We start from the raw sequence: 16,906 nt of genomic DNA, 5'->3' as shown, positions 1-16,906 counted from the left end.
CGTTGCCGCGTCAGAGACCGAGGTCGGCCTCGAACGCGCCCTCCTCGAGACGGTTCTTGACCGTCGTGAGGAATCGGCCCGCGTCCGCACCGTCGACCAGGCGGTGGTCGTAGGTGAGCGCGAGGTACATCATCGAGCGGATCGCGATCGTGTCGTTGCCGTCCTCGTCGGTCAGGACGACCGGGCGCTTCTTCACGACGCCGACGCCCAGGATGCCGACCTGCGGCTGCTGGATGATCGGGGTGTCGAAGAGGGCGCCGTTGCTGCCGAGGTTGGTCAGCGAGAACGTGCCACCGGCGAGCTCGTCCGGCGTGAGCTTGTTCGACCGGGCGCGCGCCGCCAGGTCAGCGATCTTGTGGGCGATGCCCGACAGGTTCAGGTCACCGGCGTTGTGGATCACGGCGTTGAGCAGGCCGCGCTCCGTGTCGATCGCCAGGCCGAGGTGCTCGGCACCGTGGTAGGTGACCTCCTTGCGCTCCTCGTCGATCGACGCGTTGAGCACCGGGTGGGCCTTGAGCGCCTCGATGGCGGCCTTGGCGAAGAACGGCAGGAACGTGAGCTTCGCGCCCTCACGAGCCTCGAACGCCTTCTTCGCCTGGTTGCGCAGGCGGGCGATCTTGGTGACGTCGACTTCGAACACCTGGGTGAGCTGGGCCGACTGCTGCAGCGACTCACGCGTGCGCTGCGCGACGATCTGGCGCAGGCGCGGGAGCTTCTGCACGGTGCCGCGCTTGCCCGAGTTGTCGGCCGCGGCCGGGGTGGCGGTGCGGGCGGCGGGGGCGGTGGCGGCCGGAGCAGCGGCGGCGGGCGCCGGAGCCGGGGCCTTCTTGGCCTCGACGGCGGCGAGCACGTCCTGCTTGCGGATGCGGCCACCGACACCGGTGCCCTTGAGCGAGCCCAGGTCGATGCCGTTCTCCGACGCGAGCTTGCGCACGAGCGGCGTCACGTACGGCGTGCCGTTCGCGTCGTCCGACGAAGACGCGGAAGACGCGGCGGGCGCTTCCTGCTTCGGCGCCGGGGCGGCCTGCGGAGCCGGGGCCTGCTGCTTCGGGGCCTCCTCCTGCTTCGGCGCGGGGGCGGGAGCCTCCTGCTTCGGCTCGGGCTTCGGTTCGGGCTTCGACTCCGGTGCGGGAGCGGACTGCGCCGCCGGGCTGCCGGAACCGACGACGGCGAGCTTGCCGCCGACCTCGACGGTCTCGTCCTCACCGGCGACGATCTCGAGCAGCGTGCCCGCGACCGGCGACGGGATCTCGGTGTCGACCTTGTCGGTCGAGACCTCGAGCAGCGGCTCGTCGACCTCGACGCTGTCGCCGACCTGCTTCAGCCAGCGGGTGACGGTGCCCTCGGTGACGGACTCGCCGAGCGCGGGCATCGTGACGTCGGTGCCCTCGGCGGAACCACCGGACTGGGCGGGCGCCGCGGGAGCCTCCTGGGCTTCCTCGGAAGGCTGCTGCGGAGCCGGCTGCGTCTGCTGCGGCTCGGGCTCGGGGGCGGACTCCTGCGCCGGGGCGGGCGCGGGCTCGGCGGAAGCGCCGTCACCGTCGCCGATGACCGCGAGCTCGCCACCGACCTCGACGGTGTCGTCCTCCTGCGCGACGATCTTCTGCAGGACGCCCGCCGCGGGGGAGGGGATCTCGGTGTCGACCTTGTCGGTGGACACCTCGAGCAACGGCTCGTCCACCTCCACCCGGTCGCCTTCCTGCTTCAACCACCGGGTGACCGTGCCCTCGGTGACACTCTCACCGAGTGCGGGCATCTGGACGGAGAAGGCCATTGTTCGCTGACTCCTCGTGCTCTCGTGTGGCTGACTTTGTGTGGGGAACGGTCAGCCGTGCACGTGCAGCGGCTTGCCGGCCAGGGCGAGGAACGCCTCGCCGAGGGCTTCAGTCTGGGTCGGGTGGGCGTGGACCAGGGGTGCCACGTCCTCCGGGTAAGCCTCCCAGCTGTAGATCAGCTGGGCCTCACCGATGAGTTCGCCGACGCGCTCGCCGACCATGGTGATGCCGACGACCGGGCCGTCGGGCGCCTTGACGAGCTTGACGCCGCCGGCGGTCTTGAGGATCTGGCTCTTGCCGTTGCCCGCGAGGTCGTAGACGAACGTCTCGGCCGAGCCGTACTTCTCCTTGGCCGCGGCCTCGGAGAGACCGACGGAGGCGACCTCGGGCTTGCAGTAGGTGACGCGCGGGATGCCCGCCTCGTCGATGACCTTCGGGTTCTGGCCCGCGATCTCCTCGGCCACGAAGATGCCCTGCTGGAAGCCGCGGTGCGCGAGCTGCAGGCCCGGCACGATGTCGCCGACGGCGTAGACGTTCGGCAGGTTCGTGCGCAGCCGCTCGTCGGTCATCACGAAGCCGCGCTCGATGGTGATCCCGGCCTCCTCGTAGCCGTGACCCGCGCTGTTGGGGCCGCGGCCGACCGCGACGAGCAGCAGGTCGGCGTCGAGGACGTCGCCGTTCTCCAGCGTGACCGAGACACCCGAGTCGGACTGGGTGGCGCCGGTGAACTTCACGCCGGTCTTGAACTTGATGCCGCGCTTGCGGAACGCGCGCTCCAGCTGCTTGGACGCGTACTCGTCCTCGGCGGGGACCAGGCGGGGCAGGGCCTCGACGATGGTCACGTCGGCGCCGAACGAGCGCCACACGCTCGCGAACTCCACGCCGATGACGCCGCCGCCCAGCACGACGACCTTCTCCGGGATGAAGTCCAGGTTGAGCGCCTGGTCGCTGGTGATGACCCGGCCGCCGATCTCCAGACCGGGCAGGCTGCGGGCGTACGAACCGGTCGCGAGGACCACGTTCTTGCCGACGTAGCGCTGGCCGTTCACCTCGACGGTGTTCGGGCCGACGAACGTGCCGGCGCCCTCGACCAGGGTGACCTTGTTGGCCTTCGCGAGACCCTGCAGGCCCTTGTAGAGCCGCGAGATCACGCCGTCCTTGTACGAGTTGACGCCGGCGATGTCGATGCCCTCGAGCGAGGACTTCACACCGAACTGGTCGCCTTCGCGGGCGTTGTCCGCGACCTCGGCCGCGTGCAGCAGCGCCTTGGTCGGGATGCAGCCGCGGTGCAGGCAGGTGCCACCCAGCTTGTCCTTCTCGACCAGGACGACGGACAGGCCGAGCTCGGCCGCGCGGAACGCGCAGGCGTAGCCGCCCGAACCGCCGCCGAGGATGACGAGATCGGCGTTGGTGGCCGACTCCAGTTCCGGCGAAGTCACTTCGGATCTCCTCGGGATTACTTACTACGCGCGGGTGCGCGCGAGGTACGCGGCCATCTTGTCACTAGTTGCCGGAGCGCGGTGATCCGGCATGGGGAGACCGCGTCTCGATCCCGATCATTCACCTACTCATAACACCCTTTCCTGGCACCATGGTGCAGGCAAGCACAGGAGGTGCCCGATGGGGCTGTTCGACCGTTTCCGCAGGAAGTCACGCCCTGGTGTGCTGCGCACCGCCTCCAACCAGGACACGAGCCACCTCGAGCAGTGGACGAAGAGCCGCCAGGGCGTCGAAGCCTACGTGGAACCCAGGACGACGGTGACCGAAACCACTGTGGTCCTGGTCGCCCACGACGGCGAGTGGACCCGCCGCAGGATCGCCTCCCCGGACGCCGCGAGGTCGTTCGCCCGCAAACTCGGCATGCCGATCTACGACGCGGGCATCGTCGGTTACCCCAAGCGCATGCGCGATTACACCGCGCGCCAGAAGAAGCTCGGCAACGGCTAGTTGGTGTGGTGCGGAACGCCGCCGGTGGGATCGGCGTGGGGGGCGGTGCCGCGAGGCGCCCCGCCGAGCGTGGATCACAGCGCCGACGTTCCGCGAGGCGCCACTAGAGCGCGGCCATCGCGGCGGCCACCCACCGCTCGCTCGCCCCACCGCCGGTCTCGTCCGGCGTGCCGTTGACCGTCGCCACCAGCGCCGCGTACCGGTCCAGCACGCCCTCGAACTCCGCGACGGCCCGCCGCGCGTGCTCGTCGACCACCGGATCGGGTTCGGTCAGCGCCCGCCGCAGCCCGGCCGCCTCCGGCGCGGTCCCGGTCACCTCGGCGGTGAGCCCGGCGAGCGAGGCGAGCAACCGGCCCGCGATCTCCCGCCCGCGCTCCGAGTCCGGCTCCACTCCGGACCGTTCCGCCTCCCACGCCTCGACCTCGACCAGCCGATGCCGTTCGACGCGCGCCATCACCTCCGGCGACGTCATCGTCCTCGCCTCCGGTGCGGCGAAGGCGCCGTGGAAGAACTTCCGCACCTCGTCGCGGAAATCCTCGGCCCGCACCATGTCCGCGAGCGCGATCCACGCCTGCAGCTGCTCGGTGGCCGGCTCGTCGGGCAGCACGGGCCGCAGCCGGTGGAGGTGCCCGACGAAAGCCGGGTGCACGGCCAGCCCTTCGGTGACCTCGTCCCAGAAGTCGTCGAGCAGCCGTTCACGGTCCTCATCGGACAGTGAGACGAGCTCGTGCATCAACGTCACCTGCCGCGCGCTGCCGCCCTGGCTCACCACGGTCCTCAGCACCGCCCGGCGCGCCCCCGGGCGCCGCAACTGCCGTTCGACGATGCCCGGGTGCGTGCTCGCGAGGTCGTGCAACGTCAGCTCCTCGGCCAGCACCCTGCGCACGTCCTCGACGCTCGCCCCGAGGTCGCGCAACGTCCGCACGAGCTCCAGCCGTGCGACGGCCTCGACGTCGTAGAGCAGATAGCCGCCATCGGTGTGACTGGTGGGCGGCACGACACCTTCGTCCGCGTAGAACCGGATCGCGCTCACGCTCAACCCGGTGCGGCGTGCGACGTGCCCGATCGGGTACAGCTGCTTCGTCATGAGCGCCACCCTGGGGCCTCGACCAACTCGAGACTCAAGCCCATACCTCACACGACGGTCGGCTCGTGCCGCACGGGGAAGTTCACGCTCGCCGCGATGAAGCACATCGAATGCGCCTTCTCGTGCAACGCCTGCGCCATCTCCTTGGTCGCCGGATCGGCGACTGCCACGACGGGGTGGAGCAGCACCTCGGTCATCCGCCCCGACCCGTCGGGGTGCTCCCCCATCGTCCCGGTCGCGTGGTCGCGGTACTCGGTGACGACGACGCCGTTGACCGACGCGAGGTGCAGGAACCACAGCATGTGGCACTGCGCCAGCGACGCGACGAGCAGCTCCTCGGGGTTGTACCGGCTCGGATCACCGCGGAACGACGGATCGGACGACCCGAGGATCGTCGCCTTGCCCGCGACCCGGATCTCGTGCGCGCGCTCGTAGGTCTTGTACCCGGACGTCCCGCTCCCGGTGTTCCCGGTCCACACGACGTCGGCCTCGTAGTGATGCGTCCCCATGCGGAAATCCTCCTCCGCCCGGCCGCGATCACCTAGCCCCGCCGGACGCGTCAGCTTTCGAGCAGCTTCCGGCGCAACGCCTCCACTTGCATCTCCAACAGGACCTCGCTCCCGGTCTTCTCCCGCGGGGGCGGCTCGGGCAGCAACGCCCTGATCGACAGCGACACCTGCTCCCGTTCGAGGTCGACGTGGAGCACGAGCGCCCGCACCCGGTCTCCGACCGCCAGCACGTCGCCCGGGTGGTCGATCCGCTCCCAGGAAATCTGCGGAATGCGCACCAGTGCCGCCACCGGACCGGGTGCCCCGTCCAGTGCGACGAACACGCCGAACGGAAGAATCGCACTCACATCGCCCTCGACGACCATGTTCCTGTCGAGGCCGGCGAGAAACTCGCTCATCGCCACCATTACCCCCACTTCGGCACCACGGCCGCCACTCCCAAAACGCGGCCGACAGCACCGTCACGCCACCAGCCAACCACACCCGGCACTCCACCCAACCGATATATCAGTTCCGCGACCGCGCTGAACTGCATCTTTGCAACAAGTCTTTTGACTTCGTCCGCAAACGAGCTGTTGCAAGGACTGCGAGGAGGTGCCGGACGGCGAGGCTCGGCCGGCGAATTCGAACCGGGGACGACCGGGCGCGGCGTTTTCCGCCGGCCTCCGGAATTCCGCCCACCTCGAATCGGGAAAGGGCGATGATCCGGCCGTGGAGACGAAGCTCGGGCGATTGCCCGTCGACGAACAGCTGGCCGCGTTGCGGACCATCCTCGAAAGCAACGAAATCCTGGTGGAGGTCCTCAACGGAGCGGCCGAGCTGAGGCTGCCCGACTGGTACCTCACGGCCGGTTGCGTGTTCCAGACGGTGCGGAACGTGGTGACCGGCAGGTCCCCGGCCGAAGGAGTCCTGGACCACGACCTGTTCTACTTCGGCCCCGACCTGTCCTGGCACGCCGAGGACACCGTCATCAGAGCGGGCGCGCGGAGGTTCGCCGGTCTGCCCGCGACGGTCGAGATCCGCAACGAGGCCCGCGTCCACCTCTGGTACGAGCGGAAGTTCGGCGTCCCCTGCCGGCCCCACGGGTCGACCGAAGCGGCCATCGACTCGTTCGCCGCCACCACGTGCTGCGTCGGCGTCCGGCTGGAGCGGGACGGACGGCGGCGCGTCTACGCGCCGCACGGTCTGTCGGACGTCTTCAACCTGGTGGTGCGCCCGAACCCGGTCCTGGCTCCCCGCCACGTCCACGAGACGAAGACCGCGAGGTGGCGCGAGCAGTGGCCGGCGCTGCAGGTGCTCCCGTGGCCCTGAAACGCGAAACGGGCGGAGACCCCGGAGGATCCCCGCCCGTTCGCGGCGGAGGACTCAGCCGTTGGCCGCGATGTCCGCCAGCACGGCCGCGATGGTCCGCACCGGGACACCGGTGCCGCCCTTCGAGGTGTAGCCGTACGGGCCGCCGGTGTGGAACGCCGGGCCGGCGATGTCGATGTGCGCCCACTGCACGCCCTCGGCCACGAACTCGCGCAGGAAGAGGCCCGCCGCGAGCATGCCGCCCCAGCGGTGCCCGGTCACGTTCGCGAGGTCGGCGAGGCGCGAGTCGAGGTCCGCGCGCAGCTCCTCCGGCAGCGGCATCGGCCAGGCCGACTCGCCGACGGCGGTGCCGATCGAGGCCACGCGGTCGCGGAACTCGTCCGAGCCCATGACGCCCGAGGTGCGCTTGCCCAGGGCGACGACCTGCGCGCCGGTCAGCGTCGCGGTCTCGATCAGGTAGTCCGGGCCGTCCTCGCACGCGCGCACGATGGCGTCGGACAGGATCAGGCGGCCCTCGGCGTCGGTGTTGAGGACCTCGACGGTCTTGCCGCCGTACATGGTCAGCACGTCGCCGGGGCGGTACGCGTCACCGGACGGCATGTTCTCCGCCATCGGGATCGACGCGATGATCTCCAGCGGGTACTTGAGCTTCGCGGCGAGCACCATCGTGGCGACGATCGCGGCGGCACCCGACATGTCCGAGGTCATCTCGTCCATGTTCGCGGCCGGCTTGATCGAGATGCCGCCGGTGTCGAACGTGATGCCCTTGCCGACGAGCGCGACCTTCTTGACGGCCTTCGCGCCCTTGTACGAGATGCGCACGAGGCGCGGCTGGCGCGTCGAACCGCCGCCGACGCCCAGGATGCCGCCGAAGCCCTGCTTCTTCAGCGCCTTCTCGTCGAGCACCTCGACGTCGAGGCCCGCCGCCGTGGCGAGCTTCGCGGCGCGGTCGGCGAACGAGCCGGGGTAGAGGTCGTTCGGCGGGGTGTTGATGAAGTCGCGCGCGGTGGCGACGGCCTCGGCGATCGCGACGGCGGCCTTCAGCGCGGCCTTGTTCTCCTTGGAACCGGCGGCGTGCAGGTCGACCCTCGCGACCGGGCCCTCGCCCTTGTCGGACTTGTACTCGGTGAACGTGTAGGCGCCGAGCAGCGTGCCCTCGGCCGTGGCACCGACGTGCAGGGCGGCCAGCGTGGTGATCGCGCGCTTCTTGCCGGCCAGAGCGCGGGCCGCGACACCGGACGCGCGGCGCACCTGCTCCTCGCCCGCGCTCTTGCCGAGGCCCACGGCCAGCACGAGCGGAGCGGCGATCTTGCCGAACGTCGGCACCTTCACGAGCTCGTCGGCCTTGCCGGACGCGCGCAGCGTGCCGAGCACGTCGAGCAGCGCGCCGTCGAACGCGGCGGCGACAGCTTCGGCACCGGGGGCGAGCTCCAGACCGTCCGCACCCTGCAGGGTGCCCACGACGACTGCGTCCGCGGCGGTGGTGCTCAGGTCACCCTCGGTGAGGGCCAGCTTCGGGGCTGTCACGTGCTGCTCCAGGGTTCGTGCGGGGGCTCGGGATCGTGACCCATGCTAAAGGTCGGACTGGTCCACCCATGGCGAGGCCCGCCACGTTCGCCGCAATCCGTGACGTTCACAGTTGCGCACAGTGGCGATTCGCCCGTTTCACGTATCAGTCGACCGGGTGGTTACGACCGGATGACGCATCTGAGAACGTGTACCGGTGACCCCCACGCCTCGCGAGATCGTGACGACGGTCGCGCTCGGTCTCCCCGCCGTGCTCGGAGCGGGTGTTTTCGCCGGATTAGCCCCTGCCGCAGGTCTTGCGGGCTGGTGGCTGCTCCCGGCGCTGGCCGTGACCGCGCTCGCCGCCCTCTGCTCGGCCTTCTCGACCGCCGACCAGTCCCGTGCCTACCCGGACATCGGCGGCGGTTACGGATACGTACGTGCCCAGCTCGGCGTGTGGCCCGCAAGGATGACGGCGAGCGCCCACCTCGTCGGCCGCGCCGCGATGGCGGCGGCCGTGGCGTCGATGTTCGGCGCGTACGTGGTGCCGGACCAGCCGGTGGCCGGCGCGCTCGCCCTCGTCGTCGCGACGGCGGTGCTCGGCGCGGCCGGGTTCCGCTTCACCACCGGGGTCAGCGTGGTGGTGTCGCTGGTCGTCCTCGCCGTGCTGGCGCTCGTGGTCGCGTCGAGCTTCTCGATCGCGCCCGTGCCGTCGGCAGGGGAGACGGGCACCCCCAACGAGCTCGTCGGCGTCGCCGGCCTGATGTTCACGGCGTTCGCGGGCTTCGAACGCATCACCGCGCCCCACCGCGGTGAACAGCCGCATCCGCCCGGGGTGCTGAAGTTCGCGATCCCGATCCTCGTCGGACTGTCGTTCGCGGTCTACCTGGCCGTGGGCGCCGGAGTGCTCCGCCAGCTGGGCAGCGCGCGCCTCGCGTTGTCGCCGGCTCCGCTGCGCGACGCCCTCGTCGCGGCGGACGCCTCGGCACTGGTGCCGCTCGTGCAGGTGGCCGCGGCCGTGGCCGGGGTGGCGGTGCTGCACTTCGTGCTGGCGTCCGCGCACCGCACGCTCACCGGGCTGGCCGAGGACGGCGACCTGCCGACGCGCCTGAAGCCGGGGGTGCTGAGCCTCGTCCTGACCGTCGCCGGCGTGCTCGCCGTGCTGCTCATGCCGCTCGCGACGGCGCTGGGTGTGGCAGCGTGCGCGACGCTCTTCTACTACGCCTTCACCAACGCGTCGGCTCGAGTGCTGCTGCAGAACGACCGCACGTGGCCCATGCGCACGGCCTGCCTCGGCCTGGGGCTCTCGGTGCTGCTCGCGATGAGCCTGCCGGTGCCCGCGCTGCTGATCTCGATCGCGGCACTGGGCGCCGGCACCGGCCTCATCGGACTGACGGCGTCTCTCCGCGCGTCGCTCAAAGAGTCACGGACAGAAAAACGAGAAGAGTCACTCCGACGCACACCGCCAGCCCGTACACCCGGCCGTTCGTAGAGGGCTTCTCCTTGCTGATGCCGTAGTAGATGGCCAGGAAGAAGACGGCGAGGAAGACCGCGGCGACGACTCCTCCCACACCGCCGATGACCCATCCGTCGAGCAGCGTCATGCCGGTGCCCAGGACGAGCAGCGCGGCCTGCGAGACGGTGCGGACGTCGGCACCCCGTGAAGATCCTTCTTCCTTGGTCATGAACGGGGACTCTATAGACCTTCACTTAGTAGGACGTCCGAGTTTTGGGAAGACGATTTTCCGTATCCCGACCAGCGGGTTACCGTGCTCACATGACGAGCGAGTTGCCTTTCACCCGGACTCCCCACCCGCACCCGGCGACCCCGGAGCGCGTAGCGGAGGTACTTGCCAAGCCGGGCTTCGGGCAGCACTTCACCGACCACATGGTGACGATCCGCTGGAACCGCGAGAAGGGCTGGCACGACGCTGAAGTCGGCCCGTACTCCACCCTCGCACTGGACCCCGCGGCAATGGTGCTGCACTACGGCCAGGCGATCTTCGAAGGGCTCAAGGCCTACCGGCAGCCCGACGGCTCGATCGCGTCCTTCCGCCCTGAGGCCAACGCCGAGCGCTTCCGCGCCTCGGCCCGCCGCATGGCGATGCCCGAACTCCCCGACGAGCTCTTCCTGGAGTCCGTGCGGCAGATCCTCGCGGTCGACAACCGCTGGGTGCCGTCCGCCGAGGAGGAGTCCCTCTACCTGCGGCCGTTCATGATCTCCACGGAGAAGGGCCTCGGCGTGCGACCCGCGTCCGAGTACCTCTACGTGCTGATCGCCTCCCCCGCCGGCTCCTACTTCGCGAGCGGCGTCCGCCCGGTGAGCGTGTGGCTCTCGACCGAGTACGTCCGCGCGGCCCCCGGCGGCACCGGCGCGGCCAAGTTCGCCGGCAACTACGCCGCCTCCCTCGTGGCCCAGGCACAAGCCGCCGAGAAGGGCTGCGACCAGGTCGTCTGGCTCGACGCGGTGGAACGCCGCTGGGTCGAGGAGATGGGCGGCATGAACCTGTTCTTCGTCTTCGGCGACAAGGTCGTCACCCCGGAGCTGACCGGCACGCTGCTGCCGGGCATCACCCGCAGCTCGCTGCTGGAGCTGGCCGCCGACCTCGGCCTGTCCGTGGAGCAGCGGCGCATCTCGACCGAGGAGTGGGAGAAGGCCAACGCCTCCGGTGAGCTCACCGAGGTCTTCGCCTGCGGCACGGCGGCGGTCATCACGCCGGTCGGCCACGTCAAGCACGCCGGTGGCGAGTTCGACATCGCCGACGGCGGCACCGGCTCGGTGACGATGAAGCTGCGCGAGCGCCTGACCGGCCTCCAGCACGGCCACGTCACCGACTCCCGCGGCTGGATGACGACCCTGGGTTAAGCGACAACCAGAACGGCCAGAAGCGCGATTTCGGCGGCAGCACCGAGCACATCACCGGTGATGCCGCCGAAACGCTTCCCGGTGTGCTTCACGAGGCCCCACACCAGCGCGCCCGCTACGACGACGGCGACGACGGCACGGATGCCGAGCGGGACCGCCGCGAGCGCGAGCACGGCCCACGTCCCGATGACGATTCCCGGGTGCTGTGTGCCGGCGACGAGCGCACCGAGCCCCTCTGGTCGTGCCGCGGGCACGCCGCGCAGGCAGCAGATCCCGAACGCGGCCCGGCTCGTCGCGAACGCGAGCAGCACGACGCCCCAGTGCGCGTGGGGGAGTGCGGCGGCCTGCGCGCCGAGCACCACGATCAGCGAGACCACGCCGAACGGCCCGGCGCCGCCGTCCTTCATGACCTTGAGCGCGCGTTCCGGCGGCCCGTAGCACCCCAGCCCGTCGGCGACGTCGGCCAGCCCGTCGAGGTGCATGCCCCTCGTGACGAGGGCGACGACGCCGACGGCCAGGAACCCGGCGACGAGCTCCGGCGTACCGGATGTCGCCAGCAGGTGGAGCACGCCGACGACGAACGCCCCGATCACGACGCCGACGACGGGTGTCCTCGCGATGGCCCGGCCCGCCGCCGTGCGGTCGACGTCGTCGACGCGCAGCGGCAGGACCGTCAGCCAGGAGAAAGCCAGTCTCATTCTTTGTTCGTGACGCCGGCGCTCTCGAAGGTGGCCATCTCGGCGAGCACCTTCACCGCCGACACCAGCAGCGGCAGTGCCGCCACCGCACCGGACCCCTCGCCGAGCCGCATGTCGAACTCCAGCAGCGGCTTCAGGTTCAGGTGCCCGAGCGCGATCGCGTGCGCGGGCTCGGCCGACTGGTGCCCGGCGACCCACCACTCGCGCGCACCGGGAGCGAGCTCCTCTGCGACGACGGCGGCCGCGCCGACGACGACGCCGTCGAGCACGACCGGGGTCTTGCGGACCGCGGCCTGCGCGAGGAACCCGGCCATCGCCGCCAGGTCCGCGCCACCGGCCGTGGCGAGCAACGCGACCGGGTCGCTGATCTGCAGGCGGGCCCGGCGCAGCGCGTCCCGGATCGCCGCCGTCTTGCGCATCCACGCCTGGTCGTCGATGCCGGTGCCGCGCCCGACGACCGAGACGGGCTCCGACCCGGTCAGCGACGCGATCAGCACGGCCGCGGGGGTCGTGTTGCCGATGCCCATGTCCCCGGCGACGAGCACGTCGGCGCCCGAGTCGACCTCCTCGTCGGCGAGCGCGCGGCCCGCCGCGATCGCGAGCTCGCACTGCTCACGGGTGAGCGCGTCCTCGCGGTCGATCGACCCGGACGAGCGCCGCACCTTGTGCTGGCTGACCGCCGCGGGGGTGTCCGCGTCGACCGCCATGTCCACCACGCGCACCGTGGCGCCCGCGACCTGCGCGAGCACGTTCACCGCGGCGCCACCGGTGAGGAAGTTCGCGACCATCTGGCCGGTCACCTCGCTCGGGAACGCCGAGACGCCCTGCGCGGTGATGCCGTGGTCGCCCGCGAACACGACGACCCGCGGCCGCACGAACGGCTTCGGCGGCACGACGCCCTGGCAGGCCGCGACCCAGTTGCCCAGCTCCTCGAGCCGTCCGAGCGAGCCGACCGGCTTGGTCAGCACCGCGTGGCGCGCCTCCGCCTCGCGCAGAACGGTCTCGTCCGGCGGTTCCACCGGCGGGAACTCGGTGCTCACCTGCGGCTCCTTAACCATGTCGTCTCTCCCGCAACTTCAGCGGGATGCCCGCGACGAGGAGGGTGACCTCGTCGCACACCTCGGCGACGCGTGCGTTGAGCGCGCCGAGGTGATCGCGGAAGAGCCTGCCAGAGCGCGTCGACGGAACGACGCCGAGGCCGACCTCCGCCGTCACGAGCACGAGCCGGGCCCGGCACGTGGCGACCGACCACACGAGCTTGTCGACGGCACCGGTCACGACGTCGGAGACGTTCCCCTCCCACGCGCCGGCGTCGTCGAGCACGCCGACGAGCCACGTCGACAGGTCGTCGACCAGGATCGGCGGGTCGTCGTAGGCGGTGGCGGTGAGCAGCGCGGGCAGGTCCGCGGGACCCGGCGCCTCGACGGTGTGCCAGGTGGACGGACGCCGCGCGACGTGCTGCGCGATCCGTGCGTCCCAGTCCGGGTCGTCGGGGTAGCGGCGGGCAGTGGCGACGTACGTCACGACCGGCTCGGCGAGCAGGCCTTCCGCGTGCGCCGATTTGCCGGAACGCGCTCCGCCGAGCACGAGCGTCCGAGATGACAAGAGTTAGCCTTCGTCCGTGGAATACCGCTGGCGCTACCAGGATGCACAGGGACGGGACGTCACGGGCCCGGATGTGATGTTCGCGGACCAGACGCAGGCCGAGGAGTGGTTCGGCGACCGGTGGCGTGACCTGCTCGACGCCGGGGTCGAGCAGGTCACGCTGCTGCGGTCGGAATCCGAGGTGTACGGCCCGATGAGCCTGCACCCTGCTTCCTGACGAGCGGGCTCAGCCCTGGGCGGTCAGCCTCGGGTCGTCGGTGACGACGCCCTCGAGCACGGCGTCGATCTTCTCCAGCACGTCGTCGCCGAGCTCGACGTCGACGGCCTTGACGTTCTCGCGGACCTGCTCAGGACGCGAGGCGCCGATGATCGCGGAGGCGACGTTCGGGTTCTTCAGCACCCACGCGACGGCGAGCTGCGCCAGCGTGACGCCCACCTCGTCGGCGATCGGCTTGAGCCGCTGCACGGCGTTGAGCACGTCGTCGCGCATCCAGCGGGCGATCATCTGCGAGCCGCGCTCGTCGGCCAGCCGCGACCCCGCCGGAGCCTCGGCGCCCGGCAGGTACTTGCCGGTCAGGATGCCCTGGGCGATGGGGGAGAAGACGATCTGGCTGATGCCCTCGCGCTCGCAGGTGGGGATGACCTGCGGCTCGATGACGCGCCACAGCATCGAGTACTGCGGCTGGTGCGACACGAACGGCACCTGCAGCTCGCGGGCCAGCGCGGCACCGCGGGTGATCTGCTCGGCGGTCCACTCGGAGACGCCGACGTAGAGCACCTTGCCCTGGCGGACGAGGTCGGCGAACGCCAGCATCGTCTCCTCCAGCGGCACGCTGTGGTCGTACCGGTGCGCCTGGTAGAGGTCGACGTAGTCGGTCTGCAGGCGCTTCAGGGAGGCGTTGGCCGACTCCATGACGTGCTTGCGGCCGAGCCCGCGGTCGTTGGGGCCGCCGGGACCGGTCGGCCAGTAGACCTTCGTCAAGGTGTTTCGGTTCGGCCAACCAGACCGAAACACATCCTCGCAGGTCAGGGTCACGGGCCGCTGGACTTCTTGTTTCGCTGTTTCGCTCGACCAACGGTCTCCGGCTTCGGGGCGGGGAGCTGCTTCGGCTCACCGGGCGCTGGGATCTGCTCGGCGACCGGACCGTTGATCGTGATGTCAACGTGCGGCAGGGGGAAGATGCGCGCCTTTACGGTTACACCGCTCTGCCCCTGGTACTTCAGGCTCTTGAGCACCATCCGCGCGAAGAAGTAGCACCACACGGGCGAGACGCAGAACGCGACGAGAGCGAACCAGGGACCGACGACGGCGACCAACTCGCCGAACTGCTGAAGCACGCGCGCACCTGTCCGGCGACCAGTCCCGAAGTGCCAGGCCACCTGCTCAGGTGGTCCTACCGTGCCGTACAACCGCAAAGTGCCGCTTGCGTCCGCGTAGGTGCCCCAACCTCGGGTGACTCTCCTTCTCAGCAGAGCCTTGGCGCACCGCCCGAAGGGCCTCAATAAGCCGCAGTCGCCAGTGCTGGGAGTTTGCGCCTCCAGAGCGCGTTCCACGGCCTTATGCCGCGCATATCCAGTACCAGCGGGCTCCTTGCCCTTGGTGACGTCATGGTACCAGCGCGTATTCTAGCGGCTCGTGTGTTGGGACGACGAGTTTCCTTAGCAAGCCGAAGGACTTCGGACTAGTCTTGGCGGCATGGAGTTCCGACGCCTCGGCCGCAGCGGCTTGAACATCAGCGAAATCTCGTACGGCAACTGGCTCACCCACGGCTCCCAGGTCGAGGAGGACCAGGCGACGGCTTGCGTCCGCGCCGCCCTCGACGCGGGCATCACGACCTTCGACACCGCCGACGTCTACGCCAACACGGCTGCGGAGTCAGTCCTCGGGCGTGCGCTCGCCGGCCAGCGTCGCGCCTCATATGAGCTGCTCACAAAGGTCTACTGGCCCACGGGTCCGGGCGGCCCCAACGACAGGGGACTAGGCCGCAAGCACATCATGGAGTCGATCGACGGCTCCCTGGAGCGCCTCCAGACGGACTACGTCGACCTGTACCAGGCCCACCGGTACGACCACACGGTGCCGCTGGAGGAGACGATGCTGGCGTTCGCCGACATCGTCCGGCAGGGCAAGGCCCTCTACATCGGCGTGTCCGAGTGGACCGCGGAGCAGATCACCCGTGGTGCGGCACTCGCCCGTGAACTGAACGTTCCGCTGATCTCCCACCAGCCGCAGTACTCGATGTTGTGGCGCGTCATCGAACCTCAGGTTGTTCCGGTCTGCGAGCGCGAGGGCATCTCCCAGATCGTCTTCTCGCCGATCGCCCAGGGCATCCTGACCGGCAAGTACCTTCCAGGCGCGGAACTTCCGGAAGGTTCGCGTGCGGCCGACGAGCGCGGCTCGAAGATGATCGCCCGGTGGATGCGCGACGACGTCCTGAACGCGGTTCAGAACCTGAAGCCGATCGCCGAGGAAGCCGGGCTCACGCTGGCGCAGCTCGCCGTCGCGTGGGTGCTCCAGAACCCGAACGTCGCATCCGCGATCATCGGTGCGTCGCGTCCCGAGCAGGTCGTCGAGAACGTCAAGGCGGTCGGTGTGAAGCTCGACGCCGAGCTGCTCAAGAAGATTGACTCCGTGCTCGAAGGGCTTGTCACCGACGACCCGCGGCTTACGGCGCAGGGTTAATAGGCCGGTTTTGCTGGCCCGGCTGGGAGCCCCCGTTGACGTCGGCGGGGGCTCCCATCGTTCCGGGCGGCAGCGCGGACGGCTGGGTGGTCGAGTCCTCGACCTTCACTTTGATGAACCTGCCCATGATGCTGATGTCGACGTTTCGGCCCTTGAGTGACTTCCTCAAGGCCAAGCCGGCTATCAGACACGCTGTGGCGAGGAGCGCCACGATCACGATCGTTCCGATCATGGGGCCGGCCGAGAGCGCAAAGTCGACGAACGGCGTCAGCACGCGAACACACCTGTCTGTGACCAGTGCCCGAAGCCCTGGCCACCGCGTCAGGTGGTCGAGCAGTGCTGTGTGTCTGCCTCATGGGGAGTGCAAGCGCGACGACTTCGGGCGGCCCTGATCAAGGACCTCGGCGCGCTTCGCCGCACGAGAAAAACTGCGCGCGGCAAGGTCTGTCAACCTCCGATTAGCGGCCCGAACGTTGCAACGCTCGGGCATCCCATGATCGCGGGGCAGTTCAGTGGCACTGGGTGAGCAAACATTCAGCCCACCTGTGCTCGACTGGACATCCCGGTCCGAGACAGGCAGAGCCTAGCGCCTGAGGGAAGCCGCTTCCCAAACAGGGTCACCGCGGCGCGCAGGAGCGTCTTCGCGGGGTTCAAGCGCGGTCTCGATGACCAGGTGCGACATGCGGAGCCCGCCGTCGCCTTCCTGGGAGATCCGATAGGACACGTACCCGGCCCAGTGGCCCGTGGTGGTCATCTGCCAGTAGTGCAGTTCGCCGGGGACTCGCGACTGAAGGTCGATGCCCTCCGGGAAGGCGAACCGTGGTGCGCCGTTGATCGGGTTCAGCTTGTCCAGGTGGACCCAAACCGGCTTCTTCGGGTCGCAGCGGATCACGCGCCCCATCTTGCGCGGGGGTTCAGC

Annotated in this window: 19 protein-coding genes and 1 pseudogene; 6 read left to right on the top strand and 14 right to left on the bottom strand. The window is 69.9% G+C overall.

Translation table 11 applies throughout. The annotated features are described in order from the left end of the window. Positions 1-10: 10 nt before the first annotated feature. Together sucB and lpdA are read right to left on the bottom strand one after the other, a co-directional pair. The gene (gene sucB, locus V1227_RS19210) at positions 11-1,774 is read right to left on the bottom strand and encodes a 2-oxoglutarate dehydrogenase, E2 component, dihydrolipoamide succinyltransferase (RefSeq protein WP_329787006.1); all 1,764 of its coding nucleotides are present in this window, start codon (positions 1,772-1,774) and stop codon (positions 11-13) included. A gap of 51 nt (positions 1,775-1,825) precedes the next feature. After that, positions 1,826-3,214, bottom strand: coding sequence for a dihydrolipoyl dehydrogenase (gene lpdA / locus V1227_RS19205; protein WP_236223567.1), 1,389 nt, complete (start codon positions 3,212-3,214; stop codon positions 1,826-1,828). A 181-nt stretch (positions 3,215-3,395) separates the two neighbouring features. On the opposite strand from lpdA, the gene V1227_RS19200 reads away from it, so the two are divergent. After that, the gene (locus V1227_RS19200) at positions 3,396-3,722 is read left to right on the top strand and encodes an oxidoreductase (RefSeq protein ID WP_236223566.1); all 327 of its coding nucleotides are present in this window, start codon (positions 3,396-3,398) and stop codon (positions 3,720-3,722) included. Between the two features lie 103 nt (positions 3,723-3,825). On the opposite strand, the gene V1227_RS19195 is transcribed toward V1227_RS19200, so the two are convergent. From V1227_RS19195 to V1227_RS19185, 3 genes are read right to left on the bottom strand one after another with little or no spacing between them, the layout of a single operon-like run. Next, the gene (locus V1227_RS19195) at positions 3,826-4,809 is read right to left on the bottom strand and encodes a MerR family transcriptional regulator (protein ID WP_329787005.1); all 984 of its coding nucleotides are present in this window, start codon (positions 4,807-4,809) and stop codon (positions 3,826-3,828) included. 47 nt (positions 4,810-4,856) lie between these two features. Further along, complete coding sequence (locus tag V1227_RS19190; protein WP_329787004.1) at positions 4,857-5,318, bottom strand: OsmC family protein; 462 nt, start codon at positions 5,316-5,318, stop codon at positions 4,857-4,859. A gap of 50 nt (positions 5,319-5,368) precedes the next feature. Continuing rightward, positions 5,369-5,716, bottom strand: coding sequence for a S1 RNA-binding domain-containing protein (locus V1227_RS19185; protein WP_329787003.1), 348 nt, complete (start codon positions 5,714-5,716; stop codon positions 5,369-5,371). 313 nt (positions 5,717-6,029) lie between these two features. On the opposite strand from V1227_RS19185, the gene V1227_RS19180 reads away from it, so the two are divergent. Further along, a complete protein-coding gene (locus V1227_RS19180; RefSeq protein ID WP_329787002.1) occupies positions 6,030-6,629 on the top strand; it encodes a nucleotidyltransferase family protein in 600 nt (199 codons plus the stop codon). 54 nt (positions 6,630-6,683) lie between these two features. Here the strand turns inward: V1227_RS19180 and V1227_RS19175 are convergent, their stop codons facing one another. Beyond that, positions 6,684-8,156 (bottom strand): leucyl aminopeptidase, encoded by a 1,473-nt coding sequence (locus tag V1227_RS19175; RefSeq protein ID WP_329787001.1) that lies wholly within the window; start codon positions 8,154-8,156, stop codon positions 6,684-6,686. A gap of 196 nt (positions 8,157-8,352) precedes the next feature. On the opposite strand from V1227_RS19175, the gene V1227_RS19170 reads away from it, so the two are divergent. After that, positions 8,353-9,627 (top strand): amino acid permease, encoded by a 1,275-nt coding sequence (locus V1227_RS19170; RefSeq protein ID WP_329787000.1) that lies wholly within the window; start codon positions 8,353-8,355, stop codon positions 9,625-9,627. Here the strand turns inward: V1227_RS19170 and V1227_RS19165 are convergent. Further along, positions 9,551-9,820, bottom strand: a complete 270-nt coding sequence (locus V1227_RS19165) for a hypothetical protein (protein WP_329786999.1) — start codon at positions 9,818-9,820, stop codon at positions 9,551-9,553. The two genes, V1227_RS19170 and V1227_RS19165, sit on opposite strands and share 77 nt — an antisense overlap. A gap of 92 nt (positions 9,821-9,912) precedes the next feature. Between V1227_RS19165 and V1227_RS19160 the strand changes: the two genes are divergently transcribed. Next, a complete protein-coding gene (locus V1227_RS19160; RefSeq protein WP_329793926.1) occupies positions 9,913-11,001 on the top strand; it encodes a branched-chain amino acid aminotransferase in 1,089 nt (362 codons plus the stop codon). On the opposite strand, the gene cobS is transcribed toward V1227_RS19160, so the two are convergent. Genes cobS through cobU form a run of 3 tightly spaced genes read right to left on the bottom strand, consistent with a single transcriptional unit; the run spans position 10,998 to position 13,304 of the window. Then, the gene (gene cobS / locus V1227_RS19155; protein WP_329793925.1) at positions 10,998-11,699 is read right to left on the bottom strand and encodes an adenosylcobinamide-GDP ribazoletransferase; all 702 of its coding nucleotides are present in this window, start codon (positions 11,697-11,699) and stop codon (positions 10,998-11,000) included. The genes V1227_RS19160 and cobS overlap by 4 nt on opposite strands. After that, complete coding sequence (gene cobT, locus V1227_RS19150; protein WP_329793924.1) at positions 11,696-12,757, bottom strand: nicotinate-nucleotide--dimethylbenzimidazole phosphoribosyltransferase; 1,062 nt, start codon at positions 12,755-12,757, stop codon at positions 11,696-11,698. Before cobT ends, cobS begins: the two co-directional genes overlap by 4 nt. Then, on the bottom strand, positions 12,750-13,304 hold the full coding sequence (cobU, locus tag V1227_RS19145; RefSeq protein ID WP_329793923.1) for a bifunctional adenosylcobinamide kinase/adenosylcobinamide-phosphate guanylyltransferase: 555 nt from the start codon (positions 13,302-13,304) through the stop codon (positions 12,750-12,752). Before cobU ends, cobT begins: the two co-directional genes overlap by 8 nt. 16 nt (positions 13,305-13,320) lie before the next feature. Here cobU and V1227_RS19140 point away from each other — a divergent pair, with 16 nt between their 5' ends. Further along, positions 13,321-13,521, top strand: coding sequence for a hypothetical protein (locus tag V1227_RS19140; RefSeq protein WP_236223554.1), 201 nt, complete (start codon positions 13,321-13,323; stop codon positions 13,519-13,521). Positions 13,522-13,530: 9 nt separating this feature from the next. On the opposite strand, the pseudogene V1227_RS19135 reads toward V1227_RS19140, so the two are convergent. Together V1227_RS19135 and V1227_RS19130 are read right to left on the bottom strand one after the other, a co-directional pair. After that, positions 13,531-14,283: pseudogene (locus tag V1227_RS19135) on the bottom strand (aldo/keto reductase); the annotation flags it as partial. A 53-nt stretch (positions 14,284-14,336) separates the two neighbouring features. Then, positions 14,337-14,642 (bottom strand): hypothetical protein, encoded by a 306-nt coding sequence (locus tag V1227_RS19130; RefSeq protein WP_329793922.1) that lies wholly within the window; start codon positions 14,640-14,642, stop codon positions 14,337-14,339. A gap of 358 nt (positions 14,643-15,000) precedes the next feature. Between V1227_RS19130 and V1227_RS19125 the strand changes: the two genes are divergently transcribed. Then, positions 15,001-15,987 (top strand): aldo/keto reductase family protein, encoded by a 987-nt coding sequence (locus tag V1227_RS19125; protein WP_329793921.1) that lies wholly within the window; start codon positions 15,001-15,003, stop codon positions 15,985-15,987. On the opposite strand, the gene V1227_RS19120 is transcribed toward V1227_RS19125, so the two are convergent. Both V1227_RS19120 and V1227_RS19115 read right to left on the bottom strand, forming a co-directional pair. Next, positions 15,971-16,261, bottom strand: coding sequence for a hypothetical protein (locus V1227_RS19120; protein ID WP_329793920.1), 291 nt, complete (start codon positions 16,259-16,261; stop codon positions 15,971-15,973). The genes V1227_RS19125 and V1227_RS19120 overlap by 17 nt on opposite strands. 309 nt (positions 16,262-16,570) lie before the next feature. Beyond that, positions 16,571-16,879 (bottom strand): hypothetical protein, encoded by a 309-nt coding sequence (locus tag V1227_RS19115; protein WP_329793919.1) that lies wholly within the window; start codon positions 16,877-16,879, stop codon positions 16,571-16,573. Between the last annotated feature and the right edge of the window lie 27 nt (positions 16,880-16,906).

It is taken from the genome of Lentzea sp. DG1S-22 (assembly GCF_036321065.1).
Lineage (GTDB): Bacteria > Actinomycetota > Actinomycetes > Mycobacteriales > Pseudonocardiaceae > Lentzea > Lentzea jiangxiensis.
This window is presented reverse-complemented; position numbering and strand designations above follow the sequence as displayed.

What these genes read in the sequence shown, in the direction of transcription:
- V1227_RS19185 (WP_329787003.1), bottom strand. Translation starts at nt 5,716, where the DNA reads ATGAGCGAGTTTCTCGCCGGCCTCGACAGGAACATGGTCGTCGAGGGC.
- V1227_RS19190 (WP_329787004.1), bottom strand. Translation starts at nt 5,318, where the DNA reads ATGGGGACGCATCACTACGAGGCCGACGTCGTGTGGACCGGGAACACC.
- V1227_RS19200 (WP_236223566.1), top strand. Translation starts at nt 3,396, where the DNA reads ATGGGGCTGTTCGACCGTTTCCGCAGGAAGTCACGCCCTGGTGTGCTG.
- V1227_RS19165 (WP_329786999.1), bottom strand. Translation starts at nt 9,820, where the DNA reads ATGACCAAGGAAGAAGGATCTTCACGGGGTGCCGACGTCCGCACCGTC.
- cobS (WP_329793925.1), bottom strand. Translation starts at nt 11,699, where the DNA reads ATGAGACTGGCTTTCTCCTGGCTGACGGTCCTGCCGCTGCGCGTCGAC.
- sucB (WP_329787006.1), bottom strand. Translation starts at nt 1,774, where the DNA reads ATGGCCTTCTCCGTCCAGATGCCCGCACTCGGTGAGAGTGTCACCGAG.
- V1227_RS19125 (WP_329793921.1), top strand. Translation starts at nt 15,001, where the DNA reads ATGGAGTTCCGACGCCTCGGCCGCAGCGGCTTGAACATCAGCGAAATC.
- V1227_RS19195 (WP_329787005.1), bottom strand. Translation starts at nt 4,809, where the DNA reads ATGACGAAGCAGCTGTACCCGATCGGGCACGTCGCACGCCGCACCGGG.
- V1227_RS19160 (WP_329793926.1), top strand. Translation starts at nt 9,913, where the DNA reads ATGACGAGCGAGTTGCCTTTCACCCGGACTCCCCACCCGCACCCGGCG.
- cobT (WP_329793924.1), bottom strand. Translation starts at nt 12,757, where the DNA reads ATGGTTAAGGAGCCGCAGGTGAGCACCGAGTTCCCGCCGGTGGAACCG.